Source organism: Acetobacter sp. AAB5 (assembly GCF_050106715.1).
GTDB lineage: Bacteria > Pseudomonadota > Alphaproteobacteria > Acetobacterales > Acetobacteraceae > Acetobacter > Acetobacter oryzifermentans.
The window spans coordinates 15,284-35,863 of record NZ_JBNIEW010000009.1 but is presented as its reverse complement, the minus strand read 5'-3'; the positions used below and the strand labels follow the sequence as shown (position 1 = coordinate 35,863).

Genomic DNA, 20,580 nt, shown 5'->3' with positions numbered 1-20,580 from the left:
ATGCGGGTTCATGCGTTTTACAGTAGATCGGTTAGACCATGTGGTGCTGACCGTAAGGGATGTAGAAATTTCCGCCTCATGGTTCCAGCGCGTGCTGGGGATGGATCGGGAAGAATATGGCCGTAACAATCGCACGGCGTTACGTTTTGGGGGGCAAAAACTTAATCTGCGCCCTTACAACGCCGAAGGGTGGGAAACTGCCACCCACGCCCTGCCCGGTGGAAACGATTTATGTTTTGTAACTGCCATTACCAGTGAAGATGTTTGCGAACACCTGAAAACCTGCGGTGTGACCATTGTAGAAGGCCCCGTGGCACGCTTGGGTGCATTAGGCCCTATTACATCCGTTTACTGCCATGATCCGGATGAAAATCTTATCGAAATTGCATCTTACCAAGGTTAAAAAAAATGGCTTCCCTCTTAAAAGTTATAAAAGAGGGAAGCCTGTTATTTTCAGCCTTTACGGCGCACAACTGATGAAGGCTGTTGCGCAACCTGTTGCAGCCACCCGCCATGAAAACCAGCTTGAAGCAGGCCGCGGCGAATAACGGTGCTTTGCCGCATTGTGTCCCACACAAGGCCACTCCGCCAGTTTTCCACCATCAGCAAAATAGGCCCTTGGTCGATACCCAGGTAAGTATTATCCGCCCAGTAATCCTGCTTTTCATCATGAAAACTGGGATTGAACGAATCTGCAAAACCATACTTGCCATAAATATGGTTTCCGTATTTGCTTTTCATGGTGCGTAGCGCTGGAATAGCAATTTCTGGCGCAAAGGCAACAGAACCACCGGCGGCCGTTGGGGCAATGGTGCCATCATCCTGCGTATAATCACGCCCAACACCGCGTGCACTGTAAGACAGAAAATGGCGCGTTTGCCCGTTTTCTGTTTTGGTTACATCGCCGGGGCCATCACTGGCTGTCAGGCCCCATGTATTGGCATCGTATCCCTGCCATTTACCGGGGTTAGACACAGCATAATTACGTTGTGCGTACACAGCGCGCCGGCTGTTTTCAAAATAATCAATGCCCTTGCTGCTAATCCAATTATCCTGAATGCCACGGAAATCTATCCATGCGTGGGAATACTGATGCCCAAACAACGGCGCAAAATTCAGGAATGTCTGCCCGTATTCCTCGCCCCATCGTTTATCATTTGTTGCCAACCACGCTTGCCAAGAAGCAGGCTGCAAGCCATGTTCTGGGGCACCTAAAGCAAGAATATACAGCATCATCCCTTCGCTGTACCCTTCCCAATAATTGGGGAGGAAGCCATGCTCGGGTGACCACCCCATGCTCAACCGATGGTCCGGACGTTCCATCCACTGCCAGTCCACCCGATTAAAAAGTTGGTCTGAAAGCTGGCGAATTTCTTTTTCCTGCGTTGTATCCTGCGTATAAAAATTACGACAGAACAGAACACCCTGCATTAATAATGCGGTATCAATACTGGAAAGTTCAATATCCGGATTCAGACGCAAGCCTGTGCGGTTATCCAGAAAATGATAAAAAAACCCGTGATAACCAGAGGCTTTATCCGCACTCTCATTTTGCGGTAGTTTCCACATATAGCGCAGCGTTGTAAGCGTACGTTCTACAGCCTGCTGCCGCGAAATATAATGGCGCTTAACACCAATACCATAAGCAGTTAGGCCAAAGCCTACGGAAGCAACACTATCCTGCTTTTGATCTGATGGATAGCGATCTGGAATAAGCCCCGTAGCTGGATCTGCTGAATCCCAAAACCACTGGAATGTACGTTGTTCCAGATCCGATACCATAGCCACATCAGCCGGTGTGGGAACATAAGCCTGTGGTGCCTGCACAGAAGGTGCAAGCGCATAGGCCGGCTCACTGATACTGGCAACACCAAGAAAGAGGCTTCCGGCAAGGAGCAAAGCTCCTGTTTTTAGAAAAGATTTTCTTTTTTCAGAAAGATCCGGCTTTTTACTTTTCCATACATCAGGCACGCACTTTGTTTTCATAACCGCCAAAAATCCGATTGTTACCCCAAACCGCCCCGACCATTACGTTACAAAACCGCACTGCCACGGCTTGTATGCAAGACGCATGAAAACATTCCAGCAACTGTGTAAAGTTCCCACAAACGCGAGCATGAAACACAGAGCATGCAAAAACAATGTTTTTTAGGATAGATTTTTTGCGGTGCGCACAAGCGGAAAACGCATAAAGCACTTTCCGCCCGCACCTAAAAACAATTTCTGATAATGAAATTATGACTGACGATAACGGAAGATATTCAAATCAGCCGTATCAATATCTGGCTTTTTGTTAGACATAAGATCCGCCAAAACTTTGCCAGACCCACATGCCATAGTCCACCCTAACGTACCGTGCCCAGTGTTCAGGAACAGATTATCCAAGCCTGTGCGCCCGATAACAGGGGTGCCGTCTGGAGTCATTGGGCGCAGCCCTGTCCAGAAAAGCGCCTGCTCTACATCGCAACATCCGGGAAACAAATCTGTTACGGAATGTTCCAGCGTTTCACGCCGCGGTTTCCGTAAACGGCGGCTAAAACCAGCCAATTCCGCAGTGCCCCCAATACGCACTCTGTCTCCCAGCCGGGTAATACCAATTTTGAATGTTTCATCCATAATAGTAGAAACCGGCGCAGCATCTGCATTTTGAATAGATGCTGTTAAAGAATAACCTTTTACAGGATAGACCGGAAGATCAATCCCCAAAGGCCGTAGAAGTGCGGGAGAAAAACTGCCTAATGACAGCACATAGGAATCTGCCGTTAATACGCCGTGAGACGTTTCTACACCCGTAACACGCCCACTTTCTGAGCGAATGCGGCGCACAACCGTATCGTACAGAAACTTCACGCCTGCTTCCTGCGCCATGCTGGCCAAACGCTGCGTGAACTTAAAGGCATCTCCGGTTTCATCACCCGGCAAACGCAAACCACCAACAATCTTTTGGCGAGATGCGGCTAAACCTGGTTCGGCAGCCACGCAGCCTTCTACATCCAAAAGTTCGTAGGGCACATTGTATTGTTTAAGAACAGCAATATCCTTGGCTGTTGCATCAAGCTGTTTCTGGGTTCTAAAAACCTGTAGCGTGCCTTGCTGACGGTCATCATACGTAATGCCTGTGCTGGATCGTAAATCCTGCATCACATCACGGCTATATTCTGCCAACCGGACCATACGGCCCTTATTGCGATCATACGCAGCAGCTGTACAGTTTTCCAACATCTGGAAAAGCCATTTCCACAAATGCGGGTCTGGCATTGGCCAAAATACAAATGGCCGATACTTCATCATCAACCAGCTAATGGATTTTAGCGGCACGCCCGGTCCCGCCCATGGCGCAGAATAACCGGGGGAAACCTGCCCCGCATTAGCAAAACTGGTTTCCATACCAGCTTCTGGCTGGCGGTCCACCACTGTAACCTCATGCCCTGCCTTGGCCAAATACCAGGCAGAGGTAACCCCTACAACACCACTTCCCAGAACCAGAATTTTCATTTCTGCTTATCTTTCTGTTGGGTAAACTGTTCAGGCGGCCGTTGTGTAAACACGGTGATAACGCCGCCCCAGAGATGTCAGTACTTCGTAACCAATTGTGCCTTCTGCTTTGGCTACAGCATCCACGCCGTAAGACGCGTTTAAAAGTTCCACCATGCTATCTTCCTCCAGCAACCCTTCGGGCACTTCAGAAAGATCAACAGTCATGGAATCCATAGAAATGCGGCCCAGAATTGGCAGCCGATACCCTTTATACCAAGCACAGCCAGCCGCAGCCCCAGCTCGGGCAAAGCCATCTGCGTAACCAGTTGCAATGGTGGCAACACGGCACGGACCATGAGCTTGCCATGTCAGCCCGTAACCTACCCGATCCCCTTTGGATAAATGACGAATTTGCAGAATATGGGCTTGCAGGCCAACCACTGGCTTAAGTGGGTTCTCACCCTCATTTTGTGGTGCCACGCCATACAAAGCCGCACCGGGGCGCACGAGATCAAACTGAAACTGCGGCCCCAGAAAAATGCCAGATGAGGCAGAAAGGCTTAAAGCCGCTTTGGGCAGCATACGCGCATATGCCTCAAACCGTTCACGCTGCATGGTATTTGCTGGGTTTTTTGGGGTATCTGCGCAAGCAAGATGGCTCATCACCAAGCTGACGGATAAACCTTCCAGAAGTTCTGGAGATACTGCCAGTTTATGGATATCAGCCTCTGAAAGACCAAAACGAGACATGCCCGTATCAAGCTGAATGGCCACATCCAGCGGCTTATCTATTTTAGCCGCCAGCTCTCGTAAAACAGCGACTTGTTCTAAACTATTCAGAACAGGCCGCAAATTATTGCGCACACAAATTTCAGCTGCATCTGGCCGAGGGCCATGCAACACCGTTACCGACGTTGTGGGAGATAAATAGGGCCTAAGAGCAAGCCCTTCATCTACGTGTGCAACAAAAAAATGTTCTGCACCCGCTTTTTCCAAAACAGGAGCCACCTGCGCAACACCCAGACCATAGGCATCCGCTTTAACCACTGCGGCACAAACTGTTTTGCCTAATCGACCCTTAAGGTAACGGTAATTTTCAGCAATGGCGGATAGATTTACCGTAAGAACTGCCCCAGCGCGAGATGCTGGCCACAGTGTTCTAGCTGAGGACGAAACAGTATTCACAACCGCCACCCTTATTTGTTTCGATTCCAGAATTTTAACAGGTATTTTATAAGATATCCTGTCTGTGTGTTGCAGAATATATTATTTTTCCTGTATTTTAGAATAAAATTTCAATATCAGCCCACAAAAGGCAGATTATGCCAGACCGTGTAACAGAAGCTATTTTACGGCACCTTGAACATAATGGCCGCCTAAGCAATGCTGAACTGGCTGAAAAAGTGGGTCTTTCACCCTCTGCTTGCCTACGCCGAGTACGCATGCTTGAACAACAGGGCACCATACAAGGCTACCGCGCCCTTATTACCCGGCAAAAAAGCCCGGCAGTTGCCACGATTATTGTGCAGATCACGCTGGAGAAGCAGACAGAAGAATGCCTTCGGCGTTTTGAAAGCCGTATCAAGGAATGTGCAGATGTTAAGGAGTGTTACCTGATGACAGGTGATGCCGACTATCTACTGCGCGTAGAAGCCCGAGACATGCAGGATTACGAACGTATCCACAAAGAGGAATTATCCCGCATGCCGGGTGTTGTGCGTATTCAAAGCAATTTTGCCATTCGCCCCGTTGTGCAGCAGGGCAAATGTAACTGAAGAATTAGTCTTCCGGCTCTTCATCTTCTGATGAAGCACCCAAATCACGCTGCACTTCGGGTGAGCGCAGCAGTGTATCCATATGCATAGCCGTATCCAGCGCTGTATCTGGCTGGAAATGAAGCTCTGGCACAGTACGCGCACGTATTTTATGCGCAAGCTGTGTTCTTAACCACGGAGCCACCCGTTTTAAAGCAGGCAGAAGCTCAGCAACATCACTACGCCCCAAACGGGTAATAAAGACCGTTGCGTGACGAAAATCTGGAGAAAGCCGTACCTCTGTTACCGTAAGGGCAACATCTACCAGATCCGGATCACGAAACGTGGTGCGTGCAAAAACTTCAGCCAGCACACGCCGCACTTCTTCCCCTACCCGCAACTGACGCTGAGAGGGGCCAGATGGAGCAAGACCGGCGAGATACCCCGCCGGCCCTGCTACTTTACTGCCTGATCCGTTCTTACGGCTCATGCTGGAACCAGCTCACTTTCAAAGCATTCCACCACGTCGCCTTCGCGCAGATCATTGTAGCCTGCAAAGGAAAGGCCACATTCGTAACCTTTGCTGACTTCCTTCACATCGTCCTTGAAGCGCTTGAGCTGGCTCAAATCACCTTCATGAACCACTACGCCATCACGCAGCAGACGCACGCCACAGCCACGTTTGACAACGCCTTCTGTAACGTAACAGCCAGCCACTTTGCCCACCTTGCTGATTTCGAACACACGGCGGATTTCGGCATAGCCAAGGAACTTTTCACGATGCTTAGGTGCCTGCTTACCGCGCACAAGCTGTTCCACATCATCAGCAACCTGATAGATGATGGAATAGTAGCGGATATCCACACCTTCGCGCTGCGCCAGTTGGCGCGCCTGCGCTGTAGCACGCACATTGAATGCAATAATCACTGCATCCGATGCCTTGCCAAGCTGCACATCGCTTTCCGTGATCTGACCGACAGAAGCATTAAGAACGCGAACGCCCACTTCTTCATTTGCCAGCTTGAGCACGGTTGTCTGAATAGCTTCCGCAGAACCCTGAACGTCTGCCTTGATCAGAACAGAAACTTCTTTCTGATCACCCGCCTGAATACGGGCTAGCATCTGATCCAACGTGCCACGTGCAGCAACCTGACCAGCCACCTGATGTTCTTTCAGCTTACGCTGACGGAACTCGGAAATCTCACGTGCGCGGTTTTCGTTTTCAACCACCACGAACGGAGCACCGGCAGATGGCACACCAGAAAGACCCAGCACTTCAACCGGCATGGAAGGCCCTGCATCCGTAACCTGGCGGCCACGATCATCCAGCAGAGCACGCACCCGGCCCCATTCGGTGCCAGCAACCACGATATCGCCTTTATGCAGCGTACCTTTTTGCACCAGCACAGAAGCAACAGAACCGCGACCACGATCCAGACGGCTTTCAATAACGGCACCTTCAGCAGCCCGATCCGGGTTTGCCTTCAGCTCCAGAATTTCTGCCTGCAGAAGAATAGCTTCTTCCAGCTTGTCCAGACCAGTGCGCTTAAGAGCGGAAACTTCGATATCCTGAACGTCACCGCCCATGGATTCCACCACAATTTCGTGGCTCAGAAGTTCCTGACGCACCCGATCAGGTTTAGCACCTGGCTTGTCGATCTTGTTGATAGCAACAATCATCGGCACGTTTGCAGCCTTAGCGTGCTTAATGGCTTCAACCGTCTGAGGCATAACACCATCATCAGCCGCCACAACCAGCACCACTACGTCCGTAATGGATGCACCACGAGCACGCATAGCCGTAAAGGCTTCATGGCCCGGGGTATCCAAGAATGTGATCTTGGAGCCGGAAGGCAGAGTAACCTGATAAGCCCCAATATGCTGGGTAATACCGCCTGCTTCTCCACCCGCAACGTCTGTTGTGCGCAGAGCATCCAGCAGTGATGTCTTACCGTGGTCAACGTGACCCATGATTGTAACAACTGGCGGACGCGGACGCAGAGCTTCTGGTGCGTCTTCCACACCTTCAATCCCCAGTTCAACGTCTGCTTCAGAAACACGGCGCACGCGGTGGCCGAATTCTTCAACAATCAGTTCAGCTGTATCTGCATCAATCGTCTGGGTAACAGTTGCCATCACGCCCATTTTCATCAGCGCTTTGATAACTTCACCCTGACGGGCAGCCATACGGTTTGCCAGTTCCTGCACGGTAATGTTTTCCGGCAGAACCACATCACGCACAACCTTCACCTGATCGGAACGCAAACGTTCCAGTTCAGCCTGACGGCGTTCACGTTCGCGCTGACGACGGACAGATGCGAGTGACCGCGTCTTATCGTCATCACCTTCAATCGCGGCCTGCACGTCAATACGGCCTGCACGACGGCCACCACCGACATCGGACTTACGCCCACCACCACTTTTACGATGGTTGCCAGGAGGTGCCTTGCGAGATGCACCACGGCGCGGCGCATCATCACTTTCCATGTCACGGCCACTACGCAGACGCAGTGTTTGCGCAGCCGCTGGTTCTTTTTCCTTAGCTTCAGCAGGCTGAGAGCGTGAGGGAACAGGCTTCAGCGGCTTGGCTGGCATAATCGCACGTTCAGCCAATGGACGCAGGCGCCCAACCGGCGGAGCCAGTGTGACTTCACCCGGAATGGGCACAGCCGAAACAACTGGTTCTTTCACGGCGATAGGCTGAATGGAATCAATGCGCGATTTGCGCTCATCCTCTTCAGCAGCAGCCTTTGCTGCTTCGGCTTCTTCAGCCGCGCGCTTGTCTTCCTCTTCCTTACGGCGCGCTTCTTCAGCAGCCGAAAGAATACGGATTTTTTCAGCTTCGCGCTGCTCGGCTTCACGCCGGGCGGCTTCTTCCGCTGCTTTTTTCTGTTCCGCCAGCACACGCTGACGCATGGCCAGTTCAGCGGCTGTTAGCGTACGACCGCCACCGCGCGCTCCACCGGCACGTCCGCCAGAACCACCCGGGCCGGCACCACGTTTTTTGCGCACTTCAACCTGCACAACCTTGGAACGGCCATGACTGAAACTCTGCCGCACGGACCCGGCATCAACCGTCCGTCCGACCTCCGAACGCCCTGCCGGCCGAAGGGACAAACGCCCCTTACCCTGATCCTGATCCTTGCCTTCGCTCATTGACCCGCCTGTTCACACCCATGCGCCGGAAAGGTCCGGGGCATGCGAGGGCCGCCTTCAGCAACCCCCGTAAAACGCTTATTCTCACAACGTAAGCGCTGTGCCAGCCCACCGGCTGAAAGCGCCACGTTCACCACTCGTTCCCGCCCAAAAATCTTTGCCAGATCTTCAGATGACAACGCCTCAACGACAGGAATATCGCGTTGGCCGGAAACCAGCCTCTCCCGCTCTTCCCTGCTTCCATCCAGTGCATGAACAACAATGGCAGCTTTACGCTGCACCAGCCATTCCCGCACCTTCATAAATCCACTTGTAGCCTGACCAGCTCTGCGAGCCAGCCCTACAAGTTCACTCATCCGCCGGAGCAGTCCTGTTTCTACACGGGCTACTATATCTTCCGGCACCTTAACCTGTTGGCGTGCGGCACGTGAAAAAACGCCCCGAACACGCGCCTGTTCTATCACATCCCGGCGGGGGCTCAACCATATTCCCCGCCCCGGCAGACGTGCATCTAGATCAGGCACCACTTCACCAGATGGTGAAATCACAAACCGGATCATTAAAGAAGGTTCGCCTTCTTCACGCGTTACCGCGCACCTCCGAAGGCTGCCTTTCTCTTCTGTTTCTGGCAAGAAATCACCACCCACTTTATATCAGGCCTCAGGCGTTGGCCTCACCTTCCTTGGTATCGGAAGGCTGCTGATTTTCATCCTCAAACCAATGAGCACGTGCTGCCATGATGATTTCATTGGCGGCATCTTCCTCAATGGCATCGGTGCCCAAGATCTCAACCAGCTCATCACCGGCCAGATCTGCAAGGTCGTCTAAGGTTTTTACACCCTTTTCACCCAATGTCACAAGCATCTGGTTTGTAAACACGCCCATATCGGCAATATCGTCCACAACACCTAGCTCTTTCCGCCGATCATCCAGCTTTTGTTCCTGCTGAACGAGGTAAGATTCAGCACGCTGAACCAGCTCCTGAACGACCGACTCGTCAAATCCTTCAATGCCAATCAGCTCATCTGGATCTGCAAAAGCCAGTTCTTCGATGGAATGGAAGCCTTCTGTGACCAGTAGACCTGCAATGACGTCATCCACATCCAGCGCTTCAACAAACAGCGCTGTCCGACGGCGGAACTCTTCCTGACGGCGTTCGGATTCTTCCGCTTCGGTCAGAATATCAATATCCCAACGCGTCAGCTGGCTGGCCAGACGGACATTCTGCCCACGGCGACCAATAGCCAAAGAAAGCTGCTCATCCGGCACAACCACTTCTACGCGACCGGCTTCTTCATCCATCACCACCTTGCTGACTTCAGCAGGTGCCAGCGCATTCACTACAAAAGTAGCGGCCTGCGGGCTCCACGGGATGATATCAATCTTTTCGCCCTGTAGTTCGGCCACAACGGCCTGCACACGGGAACCGCGCATACCAACGCAAGCCCCAACAGGATCGATAGACGCATCACGAGAAATCACGGCCATTTTGGCGCGAGAACCAGGGTCACGCGCAACGGCTTTAATTTCAATAATGCCATCGTAAATTTCTGGCACTTCCTGCGCAAACAGTTTGGCCAAAAAGGCCGGATGCGTGCGGGAAAGGAAAATCTGCGGCCCACGCGGCTCATCACGTACATCGTAGATATAGGCGCGCACGCGGTCCGAGTTACGGAACGTTTCACGCGGGATCAACTCATCGCGCCGCAGCAGCGCTTCTGCCGAACCAATTTCAACCAGCAGGTTCCCGTATTCGGTCCGCTTAACGGTGCCGTTTACAATTTCACCTACGCGATCCTTGAATTCGTTATACTGGCGCTTGCGTTCATATTCACGCACGCGCTGCACAATCACCTGCTTGGCGGTTTGCGCGGCAATACGCCCAAAATCAATCGGGGGCAGCGGATCAATCAGGTATTCGCCTGCCTGAATTTCTGGGCGAAACTTACGGGCAATGGAGAGCGCAATCTGCGTATCTTCATTTTCCACTTCATCCACCACTTCCGTCCAGCGGGACAGGCGTACATCGCCTGTCTTGCGGTCGATGGTGGCACGAATGTCCTTTTCGTGCCCATATTTGGCGCGTCCGGCTTTCTGGATCGCCTGTTCCATGGCTTCCAGCACTTCTTCACGCTCGATACCTTTCTCGCGCGAGACAGCGTCTGCAACCAGCAAAAGTTCAGGACGGGAAACAGAGGTATCCATACTCTCAGCTCTCCAAAACAGGCAGCTTTATCAATGCACCTTGGGCCCGGAAGAATCGTTGTCATTCTTCTGGGCGGGATCAGTGCCGGGCGCAGATTGCACCATACGGGCACTAGCTTCAATCAGAGCATCTGTCAGCACCAGCCGTGCACGCCGGAGTTCTTCCAGCGGCAAGGCAACTTCCGTGCCATCATCCAGACGCATCCGCGCAACAGTTCCATCAGACCCCAGAACCGTACCAGAAAAGCGGCGGCGCCCATTTACCGGCAGCAGAACTTCTGCCTTGGCCTGGTGCCCGGCAAAGCGGTTCCAGTCCTTCGCACGGGTAAGGGGCCGATCTATTCCGGCAGAGGAAACTTCCAGCGTCCACGCCCCGGGAATGGGGTCTTCAACATCCAGCACGGCACCTACCGCGTGGCTGATCCGTTCACAATCTTCCACATTAATCAGGGAACCATCTTTGCGGTCTGCCATGATCTGCACGGTCGGACGCTCACGCCCCAGCACAGCAACACGCACAATCTCATAACCCATATCCTCAACGGCAGGGGCTATCAGCGCAGCAACGCGGGCTTCTAGGCCAGAGTGAGTAGAAAGGTCTGTATCCAATGCAAAAAAGGCGGCCGTCAAGGCCACCCCCCGAAACGTAAAACAAATTGAGAAGGATGGCTCTTTATGTAAGGGATGTGGAGTGAAACCGCAAGGGTAGAATAAAGCTACTGCCCGCCATGCAAATCTTTGCCCTTTATAAAAAACAATTTTACGGGCTGGATGCAAATTGCACATTGCAGGGCACGCCGGACATGCTTTTATTAACCCTATTGCGACATATTTGCCATCCTCCACACTGCAAGGGCTGACCTTTCAATATGCACAAAGAGCCAGAACCCGCATGGAAGCCACAACCGCAGCCACAGGCAGCAGACAAACCTTCTGGCGTGCGTATGGCTCTGATTGGGCTGGCCACATGCGTTATCATGGCCGGAGCTGGCGTGCACTTTATGGGCGGTGGGCACGGAAATACCGCTGCCCCTGCGGCAGAAAACAATACGCAAGATCATGATAACAGCGCCAACCGTATGGGAATCCCCCTTACGCTAATTGCCTCGCAAAAAGCTGCTCAAGCGCTTGCCAAATCCGATTATACGGAACAGGAACAGGCAGATATTCTGGCAGGTATCAAACGGCGAGACATTCGCTTAGTAGCTATGCCTGTTTACGATGCCACAGGCGCAGGTGGCACAATTACGCTTATTTGTGGGCCGTGGCACCATACAGTGCATTTGTCCCCCACCCCGCAAACCGTCATTCTGCCCATTACGATCAGTGGCAATGTTGATATCATACCGACATCAGACCCCGGGCCTGCTGGTATTGGGAGCGGTGCCATTACGGTATTTGGCCCACAAACACTGCCGATTATGTATAAAGGGGATACTCTGCCACTAACGGTGATTGCGCAATGAAGGGACTGTTACCCGCCCTAAACCGGCTGATGCCGTTGATGATGGTGATCTTTCTGGTGCTTGCCAGCATACAGATTGCCCTCAGCCTGCATCTTTCCCTGCATTCCATTACGCATGTTTTGCAGTGGTGCGCACCAGCATGGCCGATTTTGGCCGTAAGTGGCATTATACTTACAGTAGCGGGGCTGCTGTTTGAAACACGCGCCGAGAAGCTGGCGCGCAAAGGGCTTTTACGCCGACGGGGATTCATCATGGACGTTCTTGCCAGACTGACCAACCGCGCCGCACTGGAAGAAATGATGGCGCGCGAGCAGCGTGAAACCACCATTGATGCGGAAGAACTGGCAGCCAACCTGCGCGCCCGCGTTATTGGGCAGGACCAGGTATGCGAGGATGTGGCTGTGCAGTTGCGCCGCCGCCTTGCCTTGCAGGTACGCGGTAAACCAGTAGGCATTTTTCTGCTGGCAGGGCCTCCGGGCACAGGCAAAACCTATCTGGCCAAACAACTTGCCCGCCAGCTTGAACGCCCCCTGCTGCATTTTGATATGACACAGATGAGCAGCCCCCACGCGGCAACCCAGCTATTTGGTTCCCCCAAAGGTTATGTGGGTTCAGACACTTACGGAAAGCTGACTGGCGGCCTGAAGGAAAAACCGGATGCCGTTGTGCTTCTGGACGAAATTGAAAAAGCACATCCGGATGTGTTCAAAAAGTTCCTGACAGCATGGAACGATGGACACATTACCGAGGCCTCTACCGGGCAACAGATTTCTACCGTGCGCGCAATTTTTGTGCTGACATCCAACATTGCAACAGATGCGCTGACAGAAATTGCAGACCGCCTACATGATGACCCAGACCGTATGCGCGCCGAATCGGTAGAAGCCTTGCGTCAGGCTGGGTTTGCGCCGGAAGTTCTAAACCGGTTGGATCGTATCTTTATCTTCCGTCCGCTACAGGGGCTGGATATCGCCCGCGTGGCCGCGCTGGAAATTGAAACCATGATTGAAAGCTACGGGCTTAAAGTGGAAACCGGCGGTATTGATGCCACTCTGCTGATGGACGTTATGCGCCGCCAGAGCCGCATGGGAGATGCTGCCTCTGCCCGAGATCTGGTGCGTTCGATTGAAGATATGATCAGCGAATCCCTGATTGTAGCCCGCCAACAGGGTGCCAATATGGTGCGGCTGGTAAAGGAAGATGATGGTGCAGTTGTTGCAAAAGTGGCGGACAACCGCACGGATGAAGGCGATGGCATTCATGCGCGCCTGATCCCATAAGCGGCCCTTTACTGTTTATTATTCCGGCACAAGGCTGTTCTGCATGTCTGCTTTTACCCGATTGTGGCAACGCGCTCCTGTTTGGCGTGTAGCGCTGTTTACCGCTGGCGCATGCAGTGTGTTTTCCGTGATGTTTCCTGCCCCTTGGCTAACTTCACGCTTGCCGGCTTATGCAAAACTTACATCCAAAATCAGCCATATGCTGCCTGCTGGTGCATCTTCTGCCGATTCGTCGGAAGATGCACTTCGACCGGATGAAGATCGGCGCACCGTTTCCGCGCCCCCTATGGATGCACAATTTGAAGGCACGCTTTCTTTTGCGGGCCGCCAGCTCCCCTTACCTGCTGGTAAATGGCACCCACTCCTGAATTATCAGGATGATGTTGCACACGGAGAAATTCTAACATCCCTTTATGTGCGTTCCGAACAAGGCATTGTAACAGGCTTACTGATTGCTCAGGCCACCACACAATCCCTGCCCATTACAGATACGCAGCTTGTGCAGGATGAATGCCACAGCAACTTTAACTTTATGTCAGAAGCCCTCCCGCAAGATGGCACGCACACAGAATGCTGGATGACATCCCCTATTCGAGTAGTGAATAACGTTTTTCTGACATCCAACCCCGCATTACAGGCTTTACTGGGAAGCCCCATGTTTATTCCCCCTGCTGTGCAGCGCCTGACAGGTATGGGCTTTGATCTGCCCCCCGTTCTGGTGGATGCCGGTTGGAATCGGATTGAAAAAAGCAAATCCGGCCCGGGTGTGGATTTCATGAGTGTTCACATGCTGACAAGTCCGGCAGAAGCCGGCAGCAAAACCGTACCTGGTGCGCCAGAAAACTGGTCTCGCGCAGGTATGTCCGATTCGTCTGCTGTGTCAGACTTTGTCCGCCGCACCAACGCATGGCTACGCGGATGGAGCCCTTATCTACGCCAAGGGTTTGACAGCAAGCTACCGGATACTGCCCTGCCCACAACTGTATCGGCAGATCCGGCGTTCCACGGTTAAAAACCGTTAAACGGCCTGATGCATCTTACCTTCCCGCAAGAGATCTGCGGAAACTTCTATCAGAAAATCCAGAACTGTCCGGGTACGCAGGGGGAGTGTACGCGGGCCAGTATGCACAGCATAGAATGGCAGGGAAGGAATATTCCAATCTGCAAACAGGCGAGTAAGCCGGCCATCGGCAACAGCCTCACGCACCTGAAACTCTGGCAACAGGCCAATGCCCAATCCAGATTCCACCGCATACAACACAGCTTCACTGCTATTGGCACGGAAAACAGCTGATGGTGCAATTACGCTTTCTTCACCATCCCGCTCAAAATTCCAATCCAACCTGCTAGAGCCGTAATTATATACGACTCCCGGATATTCAGGCAGATCACGCGGGTGCGTTGGCGTGCCACAGCGGGCCAGGCAAGATGGCGCGGCCACCAACCATTTGCGCACAACGCCCAGTTTACGGGCAATAAGAGAACCCTCGGCTATGTCCCCTACACGCACAGCCAGATCCAGCCCTTCTTCTACCAGATCACCAAATGCATCGCGCATGACAACTTCAATGGCCAGATCAGGGTGCCTTTCTAGCAACTCCCCTATCCGCCGTGTCAGACACAATCCAAAAGCTGTGGTTACCCCCAGGCGCACCAGACCAGATACAGAAGCACGACGGCGCCCCAGCACTGTTTCTGCCGTTTCCAGAATTTCCAGCACTTCATAAGCATGAGGAAGAAGGCTTCTGCCATCTTCCGTCATGGTAAGGCTGCGCGTGGTGCGCGCAAACAAAGTTGTACCATAATGCGCCTCTAACAACGCAATATGGCGGGAAATTGTGGGCTGACTAACACCTGTCTCACGCGAGACGGCAGAAAACGAGCCTGTAGCCGCAACGCGAACAAAGCTGTGAAGCGCGGAAAGAAGATCCATTGAAGTCCAGCACTGTTCCTGTGAACACGCGGACATTACATTACAACTCCTTACCAGCAAGAAGTGTATCTAATGTTGCGCGTATTCCTGATTTATCGGCAATTTTGGAACAAGCTGGCAGGTCGCACAACATCCGTCAGGCTCTATTCCGCCATGTGACAGATGCACTTGCATTTGTCTTGCATGACGGAACAGATATCCCAAACAGGTTTTACCGGCGCCGCATATGCGGTTGTGCCAGCTTTTTTTCTGCCATACGTGCCAGACGCACAAAAGGCAGCCCCAGCAACAGATAAGCTGCGCCTACCATCAGCCCTGTTCCGAAATAGTCGAAATAGGAAGAAGACAGACGGATGTAAGTCTGGGTCAATTCTGTCAGCGTGATCACGCTGACCAGTGACGAATCTTTCAACAACGAAATAAAGTCGTTGGTCATAACAGGCATAACCAGACGGAAGGCCTGCGGCACAACCACGTAACGCAATGCCTGAGCGTGCGTCATATTCAGAGCCAAAGCAGCTTCCATCTGCCCATGCGCCACAGATTGCAGGCCTGCGCGATAGTTTTCGGCCTCATACGCCGCATAGTTCATACCCAAGCTGACAACACCGGCCAGAAAGGGGGTGAGGCTGATGCCAAATTCAGGCAGGCCGTAGAAAATGAACAGAACCTGAATCAGCAATGGGGTGCCGCGCACCACTTCCACGTATGTGGTCGCCAACCAGCGCAGCGGTGTAGGACCGTACAGGCGCAAAAGCGCCAACGCCAAGCCCGCTCCAACCGCCAGCACCATCGCACACAAAGAAACCAGCAAAGTCAGCCATGCGGCTTTTGCCAACTGCGGCAGAAATCCAACATAGCGGTCCAGCTTAATGCGCCAGCCGCCCTTACCTTCCAGTTCCGCTACATATGCGTTCCACGCCGCAGGCGTAACGTTAAGCGTGGTGTGATCATTGGTGAACTGCGCCATTTCTGGCGTCCACAGATCCCACCGCAGCAATACACGATGGAGCGTGCCATCATGCTGCATGGTTGCCAGCGCGGCATTCACCTTTGCACGCAGGGCTACATTCTGCCCTTTGGCAAAAGCTATGCCATATTCTACACGGCCAATGGGCTCACCCACCACCTGCAAGGCTGGGTTGGTATCACCGTAATATTTGGCAATGGGGCCATCAATCAGAATGGCATCCGTGCGGCCATTTGCCAGATCCATGAACGCATCGGTTTCTTCATCATACGTCCGAAGCTGAACCTTGGCGTTTTCGGTCAGGATACGCTCAGCTTGCGTATCCTTGATTGTGCCAATGGCATGGCCATTCAGATCCGCGAGGTTTTTAAGTTGCGGGCCATTGCGCCGCACCACAATCCGTTCGGATGTGATGTAATATGGGTTTGAAAAATCAATACCTTCGGCATGCTCATCTGTCATTTCAATGCCACAGATGACCATTTCATACAGGCCACGCTGCAAGCCGGGAATAAGACCATCCCAATCATTCTGCACGAACTGAAGCGGCGCACCCATGTGCTTGCCCAGCTCCTGCATCAGGTCGTATTCAAACCCGGTCAGCTTGTCCTGATCTTTCAGATCATGGAAGGTATAGGGCACGTCTGATGAAGCATCCGCAGCCCAGCGGATCGGCTTTTCTTCCTGTGCGTGTGCCACATGCGCGCCAGCACCCAGCCAACTTACGGCCAGCAGCAGACAAACACAGCGCAAAAACAAACCCCAAAGGCGTGGCGGGCAGTGCTGTGCGTTCTGTTTCACAGAAGTGTCCTCAAAAAGCGACGTGTCTGTTCATGGGCCGGGTTCACACACAGAACCTCCGGCGGGCCAGATTCAATAATGTGGCCGCCATCCATATAGACAATGGTATCCGATGCCACCTGGGCAAAGCGCATATCGTGGGTGACGATAATCTGCGTCATCCCTTCATCATCAAGGGTGCGCATCACCCCCAGCACTTCTTCCGCAACAATCGGGTCCAGCGCTGATGTGGGTTCATCATACAGCATAATTTCGGGCCGCATGGCCAAGGCGCGTGCAATGGCGGCACGCTGCTGCTGCCCGCCAGAAAGCGAAACTGGGTAGCGTTGCGCCACGCGTGCCAGCCCTACTTTTTCCAGCAGAGCCATGGCCTCGGCGCGCTCAACTTCTCCGCCCTCACCCTTAACCACGCGGGGGGCCAGCAGAACATTGTCCAGAACTGTAAGATGGGGAAACAGGTTAAAGCTCTGGAACACCATGCCCACATGGGTGCGCAAGCGGTGTGCCATATGCTCATCTGCGCGACGCCAGACGGCATCTTTGCGCTCTATGGTCACCCCCATGGCGGTTATCTTACCGCTATCGGGAATTTCCAGAAAATTCAAACACCGTAGAAAAGTGGATTTTCCGCAACCGGATGGGCCAATAATAGAAACCAGCTCACCCTTTCGCACCTGCATGGATACACCACACAGGACATCCCCCTCGCCGAAATTTTTGTGCAGATGTTCCGCACTCAAAACGACTGGGTCTTCCACAGAAAACGCCGACCCGGTGCGTACCGGGTCGGCATCTCGACGTTCACCTTGAACGAAATGGTTCTCAGGCAGCTTTCGTCATCCCTCGCAAGACGTACTGAAGGATGCCACCATGCCTATAATACTCGACTTCGTCTAGAGTATCGACACGGCAAAGCAGTGGTACTTCCTGCGTGGAGCCGTCATTTCTTGTAATTGTCATAATTACATCCATGCGCGGCGAAAGTTTATCAACACCCTTGATGCTGATCACTTCATCACCCTTCAGACCAAGGGTCTTACGGGTTGTGCCATCCTTGAACACCAGCGGCAGAACGCCCATGCCCACAAGGTTGGAACGGTGGATACGCTCAAAGCTTTCAGCAATAACAGCTTTTACGCCCAGCAGCAGGGTGCCTTTTGCGGCCCAGTCACGGGAAGAACCCATGCCGTATTCCTTGCCACCGATGACCACCAGCGGGGTGTGTTCCTTTTTATATTCCATGGCCACATCGTAAATGGCGCCTTCCTTCCCATCTGGGAAGTGCTTGGAATATCCACCTTCCGTACCCGGCAACATTTCGTTTTTGATACGGATGTTGGCAAAAGTACCACGCACCATCACGCGGTCATTCCCACGACGGGAGCCGTAAGAGTTGAAGTCTTTCGGTTCAACCCCGTGTTCCATCAGGTAACGACCAGCCGGTGAATCCTTTTTAATGGAACCAGCCGGAGAGATATGGTCGGTCGTGATGTTATCACCCAGCAGGGCCAGAATACGCGCACCTTCGATATTGCCGGGAGCTTTAGGCTCAACGTCCATATGCTTGAAGTACGGCGGATCCTGCACGTAGGTAGATTTTGGATCCCACTTATAGGTTTCAGAACCCGTAGCAACCTTCAGGCCCTGCCATTCCTTTGTGCCCTTAGACACGTTCTTGTAACGGTTGATAAACTCGTCACGGCTGATGGCAGAAGCAATAAGGTCTGCAATTTCCTTATTGGTGGGCCAGATATCCTTCAGGTAAACCGGCTTGCCATCCTTGGATGTGCCCAGCTGTTCCGTTGTAATATCTTGCCGCATGGTGCCCAGAAGGGAATATGCAACCACCAGCGGCGGGCTTGCCAGATAGTTGGCCCGAACGTTGGGGGAAATACGGCCTTCAAAGTTACGATTGCCAGACAGGACAGAAACAGCAACCAAGTCGTTGTTTTCAATCGCATCCACAATGTGGGAAGGCAGCGGACCGGAGTTACCAATACAGGTGGTGCAACCATACCCAACGGTATTGAAGCCCATGGCATCCAGATCTGTCGTGAGGCCAGAACGGTTCAGGTAATCCGTAACAACCTGAGACCCCGGAGCCAGAGAGGTTTTCACCCAAGGCTTAGGCTTCAGGCCCAGAGCGCGTGCTTTACGGGCAACCAGACCAGCCGCAATCAGCACAGCCGGATTGGATGTGTTGGTGCACGAGGTAATGGCGGCAATAACAATATCGCCCTGCCCCAGATCATAGTTTGTTCCGGCAACCGGCACCTTTTTATTGGCATCGTTGGCGGCCACACCCAAAGAGCTGGTCAGTTCTTTTTCAAACGCGGTTTTGGCGCTTTTCAGCTCCACGCGGTCCTGCGGACGCTTGGGGCCAGCCAGAGACGGCACAACCGTGCTGAGATCCAGTTCCAGAACATCCGTAAAGACGGGTTCGGGTGTTTCGTGCGTGCGGAACATACCCTGTGCACGCAGGTATTCTTCAACCAGCTTAATGCGATGTTCATCACGGCCAGTCTGACGCAGGAAGTCCAGCGTAAGCGCATCAACCGGGAAGAACCCGCAAGTTGCACCATATTCCGGAGCCATGTTGGCAATGGTTGAACGGTCAGCAACCGGCAGATGGTCCAGTGCCGGGCCAAAGAATTCAACAAACTTACCAACCACGCCTTTTTTGCGCAGCATCTGGGTAACTGTCAGCACCAGATCGGTAGCTGTTGCGCCTTCTGGCAGCTTGCCTGTCAGTTTAAAGCCGATCACATCCGGGATCAGCATGGCAATGGGCTGGCCCAGCATTGCGGCTTCAGCCTCAATACCACCCACACCCCAGCCCAGCACACCCAGACCGTTGATCATGGTAGTGTGACTGTCTGTGCCGTAAAGGGAATCCGGGTAAACGTATTCCTTACCACCAACATTGGCGGTCCATGCCACCTGGGCAATGTATTCCAGGTTCACCTGATGGCAGATGCCCGTATCTGGCGGCACAACAGAGAAGTTTTCGAAGGCTTCCTGGCCCCAGCGCAGAAAGGCATAACGTTCTGCGTTGCGTTCAAATTCCAGGGTGATGTTTTCCTGCAGCGCTTCTTTTGTGCCTGCATAGTCCACCATCACGGAATGGTCGATCACAAGGTTGACCGGAACCATTGGGTTCACCTTCTGCGGGTCCCCCTTCAGGCTCACAATCCCGTCGCGCATGGCTGCAAGATCCACCACACCCGGCACGCCGGTGAAGTCCTGCATCAGAATGCGTGAAGGCTTGAAAGGCACTTCCTTGCTGCTGCTGCCTTTTGGCAACCAGCCTGCAATGGCCTTGGCGTCATCTACATTGTAGGAGCGCCCATCTTCAAACCGCAGAATATTTTCCAGAAGAACCTTCAGCGAAACCGGCAGGCGGCTTACGTCGCCAATGGTTTTTGCCGCTTCGGGAATGGAAAAATAATGGTAGGTCTTGCCGTCAACCTCAAGGGTGCGGCCTGTCTTTAGCTTATCGTGCCCAACCGTTTTCATAATCGCTCTCTCCCCGATCACA

Annotated in this window: 17 protein-coding genes; 5 read left to right on the top strand and 12 right to left on the bottom strand. The window is 53.0% G+C overall.

Features of this window, described 5'->3' with window-relative positions; translation table 11 throughout:
* Positions 1 to 10: 10 nt before the first annotated feature.
* Positions 11 to 403, top strand: coding sequence for a VOC family protein (locus ACP7IZ_RS09650; protein WP_006115077.1), 393 nt, complete (start codon positions 11 to 13; stop codon positions 401 to 403).
* Between the two features lie 50 nt (positions 404 to 453).
* On the opposite strand, the gene ACP7IZ_RS09645 is transcribed toward ACP7IZ_RS09650, so the two are convergent.
* The 3 genes from ACP7IZ_RS09645 to alr all read right to left on the bottom strand — a co-directional run bounded on the left by ACP7IZ_RS09645 (position 454) and on the right by alr (position 4,671).
* On the bottom strand, positions 454 to 1,986 hold the full coding sequence (locus ACP7IZ_RS09645) for a glucoamylase family protein (protein ID WP_426848927.1): 1,533 nt from the start codon (positions 1,984 to 1,986) through the stop codon (positions 454 to 456).
* 249 nt (positions 1,987 to 2,235) lie between these two features.
* A complete protein-coding gene (locus ACP7IZ_RS09640; protein WP_426848926.1) occupies positions 2,236 to 3,495 on the bottom strand; it encodes a D-amino acid dehydrogenase in 1,260 nt (419 codons plus the stop codon).
* 30 nt (positions 3,496 to 3,525) lie between these two features.
* Positions 3,526 to 4,671, bottom strand: a complete 1,146-nt coding sequence (alr, locus tag ACP7IZ_RS09635) for an alanine racemase (protein WP_426848925.1) — start codon at positions 4,669 to 4,671, stop codon at positions 3,526 to 3,528.
* Between the two features lie 128 nt (positions 4,672 to 4,799).
* Here alr and ACP7IZ_RS09630 point away from each other — a divergent pair, with 128 nt between their 5' ends.
* Positions 4,800 to 5,252, top strand: coding sequence for an Lrp/AsnC family transcriptional regulator (locus ACP7IZ_RS09630; RefSeq protein WP_006115081.1), 453 nt, complete (start codon positions 4,800 to 4,802; stop codon positions 5,250 to 5,252).
* 4 nt (positions 5,253 to 5,256) lie between these two features.
* Here the strand turns inward: ACP7IZ_RS09630 and rbfA are convergent, their stop codons facing one another.
* From rbfA to rimP, 5 genes are read right to left on the bottom strand one after another with little or no spacing between them, the layout of a single operon-like run.
* Positions 5,257 to 5,721: a 30S ribosome-binding factor RbfA gene (gene rbfA, locus ACP7IZ_RS09625; RefSeq protein WP_006115082.1), complete on the bottom strand. Its 465-nt coding sequence runs from the start codon at positions 5,719 to 5,721 to the stop codon at positions 5,257 to 5,259.
* Positions 5,718 to 8,387 carry a translation initiation factor IF-2 gene (gene infB, locus ACP7IZ_RS09620; RefSeq protein WP_426848923.1) on the bottom strand — a complete coding sequence of 890 codons (2,670 nt, stop codon included), beginning with the start codon at positions 8,385 to 8,387 and terminating at the stop codon, positions 5,718 to 5,720. Before infB ends, rbfA begins: the two co-directional genes overlap by 4 nt.
* Positions 8,384 to 9,034 (bottom strand): RNA-binding protein, encoded by a 651-nt coding sequence (locus tag ACP7IZ_RS09615; RefSeq protein ID WP_035352270.1) that lies wholly within the window; start codon positions 9,032 to 9,034, stop codon positions 8,384 to 8,386. The genes infB and ACP7IZ_RS09615 overlap by 4 nt, the downstream gene beginning before the upstream one ends.
* A 13-nt stretch (positions 9,035 to 9,047) precedes the next feature.
* Positions 9,048 to 10,592, bottom strand: a complete 1,545-nt coding sequence (gene nusA / locus ACP7IZ_RS09610) for a transcription termination factor NusA (protein ID WP_003624601.1) — start codon at positions 10,590 to 10,592, stop codon at positions 9,048 to 9,050.
* A 30-nt stretch (positions 10,593 to 10,622) separates the two neighbouring features.
* Positions 10,623 to 11,228, bottom strand: a complete 606-nt coding sequence (rimP, locus tag ACP7IZ_RS09605) for a ribosome maturation factor RimP (RefSeq protein ID WP_426848922.1) — start codon at positions 11,226 to 11,228, stop codon at positions 10,623 to 10,625.
* Between the two features lie 233 nt (positions 11,229 to 11,461).
* Between rimP and ACP7IZ_RS09600 the strand changes: the two genes are divergently transcribed.
* The 3 genes from ACP7IZ_RS09600 to ACP7IZ_RS09590 are packed head-to-tail and all read left to right on the top strand — an operon-like array spanning position 11,462 to position 14,350.
* Positions 11,462 to 12,058 carry a hypothetical protein gene (locus ACP7IZ_RS09600; RefSeq protein ID WP_426848921.1) on the top strand — a complete coding sequence of 199 codons (597 nt, stop codon included), beginning with the start codon at positions 11,462 to 11,464 and terminating at the stop codon, positions 12,056 to 12,058.
* Complete coding sequence (locus ACP7IZ_RS09595) at positions 12,055 to 13,338, top strand: AAA family ATPase (RefSeq protein ID WP_426848920.1); 1,284 nt, start codon at positions 12,055 to 12,057, stop codon at positions 13,336 to 13,338. The genes ACP7IZ_RS09600 and ACP7IZ_RS09595 overlap by 4 nt, the downstream gene beginning before the upstream one ends.
* A 43-nt stretch (positions 13,339 to 13,381) precedes the next feature.
* Positions 13,382 to 14,350, top strand: coding sequence for a hypothetical protein (locus ACP7IZ_RS09590; protein ID WP_426848919.1), 969 nt, complete (start codon positions 13,382 to 13,384; stop codon positions 14,348 to 14,350).
* 6 nt (positions 14,351 to 14,356) lie between these two features.
* On the opposite strand, the gene ACP7IZ_RS09585 is transcribed toward ACP7IZ_RS09590, so the two are convergent.
* From ACP7IZ_RS09585 to acnA, 4 genes are all read right to left on the bottom strand, one after another.
* Positions 14,357 to 15,307, bottom strand: a complete 951-nt coding sequence (locus ACP7IZ_RS09585) for a LysR family transcriptional regulator (protein WP_426848918.1) — start codon at positions 15,305 to 15,307, stop codon at positions 14,357 to 14,359.
* A gap of 175 nt (positions 15,308 to 15,482) precedes the next feature.
* On the bottom strand, positions 15,483 to 17,042 hold the full coding sequence (locus ACP7IZ_RS09580) for an ABC transporter substrate-binding protein/permease (protein WP_426848917.1): 1,560 nt from the start codon (positions 17,040 to 17,042) through the stop codon (positions 15,483 to 15,485).
* Complete coding sequence (locus ACP7IZ_RS09575) at positions 17,039 to 17,800, bottom strand: amino acid ABC transporter ATP-binding protein (protein ID WP_426848915.1); 762 nt, start codon at positions 17,798 to 17,800, stop codon at positions 17,039 to 17,041. Before ACP7IZ_RS09575 ends, ACP7IZ_RS09580 begins: the two co-directional genes overlap by 4 nt.
* Positions 17,801 to 17,864: 64 nt before the next feature.
* Positions 17,865 to 20,558, bottom strand: a complete 2,694-nt coding sequence (acnA, locus tag ACP7IZ_RS09570; protein WP_035352276.1) for an aconitate hydratase AcnA — start codon at positions 20,556 to 20,558, stop codon at positions 17,865 to 17,867.
* Between the last annotated feature and the right edge of the window lie 22 nt (positions 20,559 to 20,580).

Excerpts from the sequence above, each read along its gene's own strand:
- ACP7IZ_RS09640 (WP_426848926.1), bottom strand. The coding sequence starts at position 3,495 with ATGAAAATTCTGGTTCTGGGAAGTGGTGTTGTAGGGGTTACCTCTGCC.
- acnA (WP_035352276.1), bottom strand. The coding sequence starts at position 20,558 with ATGAAAACGGTTGGGCACGATAAGCTAAAGACAGGCCGCACCCTTGAG.
- ACP7IZ_RS09595 (WP_426848920.1), top strand. The coding sequence starts at position 12,055 with ATGAAGGGACTGTTACCCGCCCTAAACCGGCTGATGCCGTTGATGATG.
- ACP7IZ_RS09585 (WP_426848918.1), bottom strand. The coding sequence starts at position 15,307 with ATGTCCGCGTGTTCACAGGAACAGTGCTGGACTTCAATGGATCTTCTT.
- ACP7IZ_RS09650 (WP_006115077.1), top strand. The coding sequence starts at position 11 with ATGCGTTTTACAGTAGATCGGTTAGACCATGTGGTGCTGACCGTAAGG.
- ACP7IZ_RS09590 (WP_426848919.1), top strand. The coding sequence starts at position 13,382 with ATGTCTGCTTTTACCCGATTGTGGCAACGCGCTCCTGTTTGGCGTGTA.
- ACP7IZ_RS09645 (WP_426848927.1), bottom strand. The coding sequence starts at position 1,986 with ATGAAAACAAAGTGCGTGCCTGATGTATGGAAAAGTAAAAAGCCGGAT.
- rbfA (WP_006115082.1), bottom strand. The coding sequence starts at position 5,721 with ATGAGCCGTAAGAACGGATCAGGCAGTAAAGTAGCAGGGCCGGCGGGG.
- infB (WP_426848923.1), bottom strand. The coding sequence starts at position 8,387 with ATGAGCGAAGGCAAGGATCAGGATCAGGGTAAGGGGCGTTTGTCCCTT.
- ACP7IZ_RS09630 (WP_006115081.1), top strand. The coding sequence starts at position 4,800 with ATGCCAGACCGTGTAACAGAAGCTATTTTACGGCACCTTGAACATAAT.
- nusA (WP_003624601.1), bottom strand. The coding sequence starts at position 10,592 with ATGGATACCTCTGTTTCCCGTCCTGAACTTTTGCTGGTTGCAGACGCT.
- ACP7IZ_RS09600 (WP_426848921.1), top strand. The coding sequence starts at position 11,462 with ATGCACAAAGAGCCAGAACCCGCATGGAAGCCACAACCGCAGCCACAG.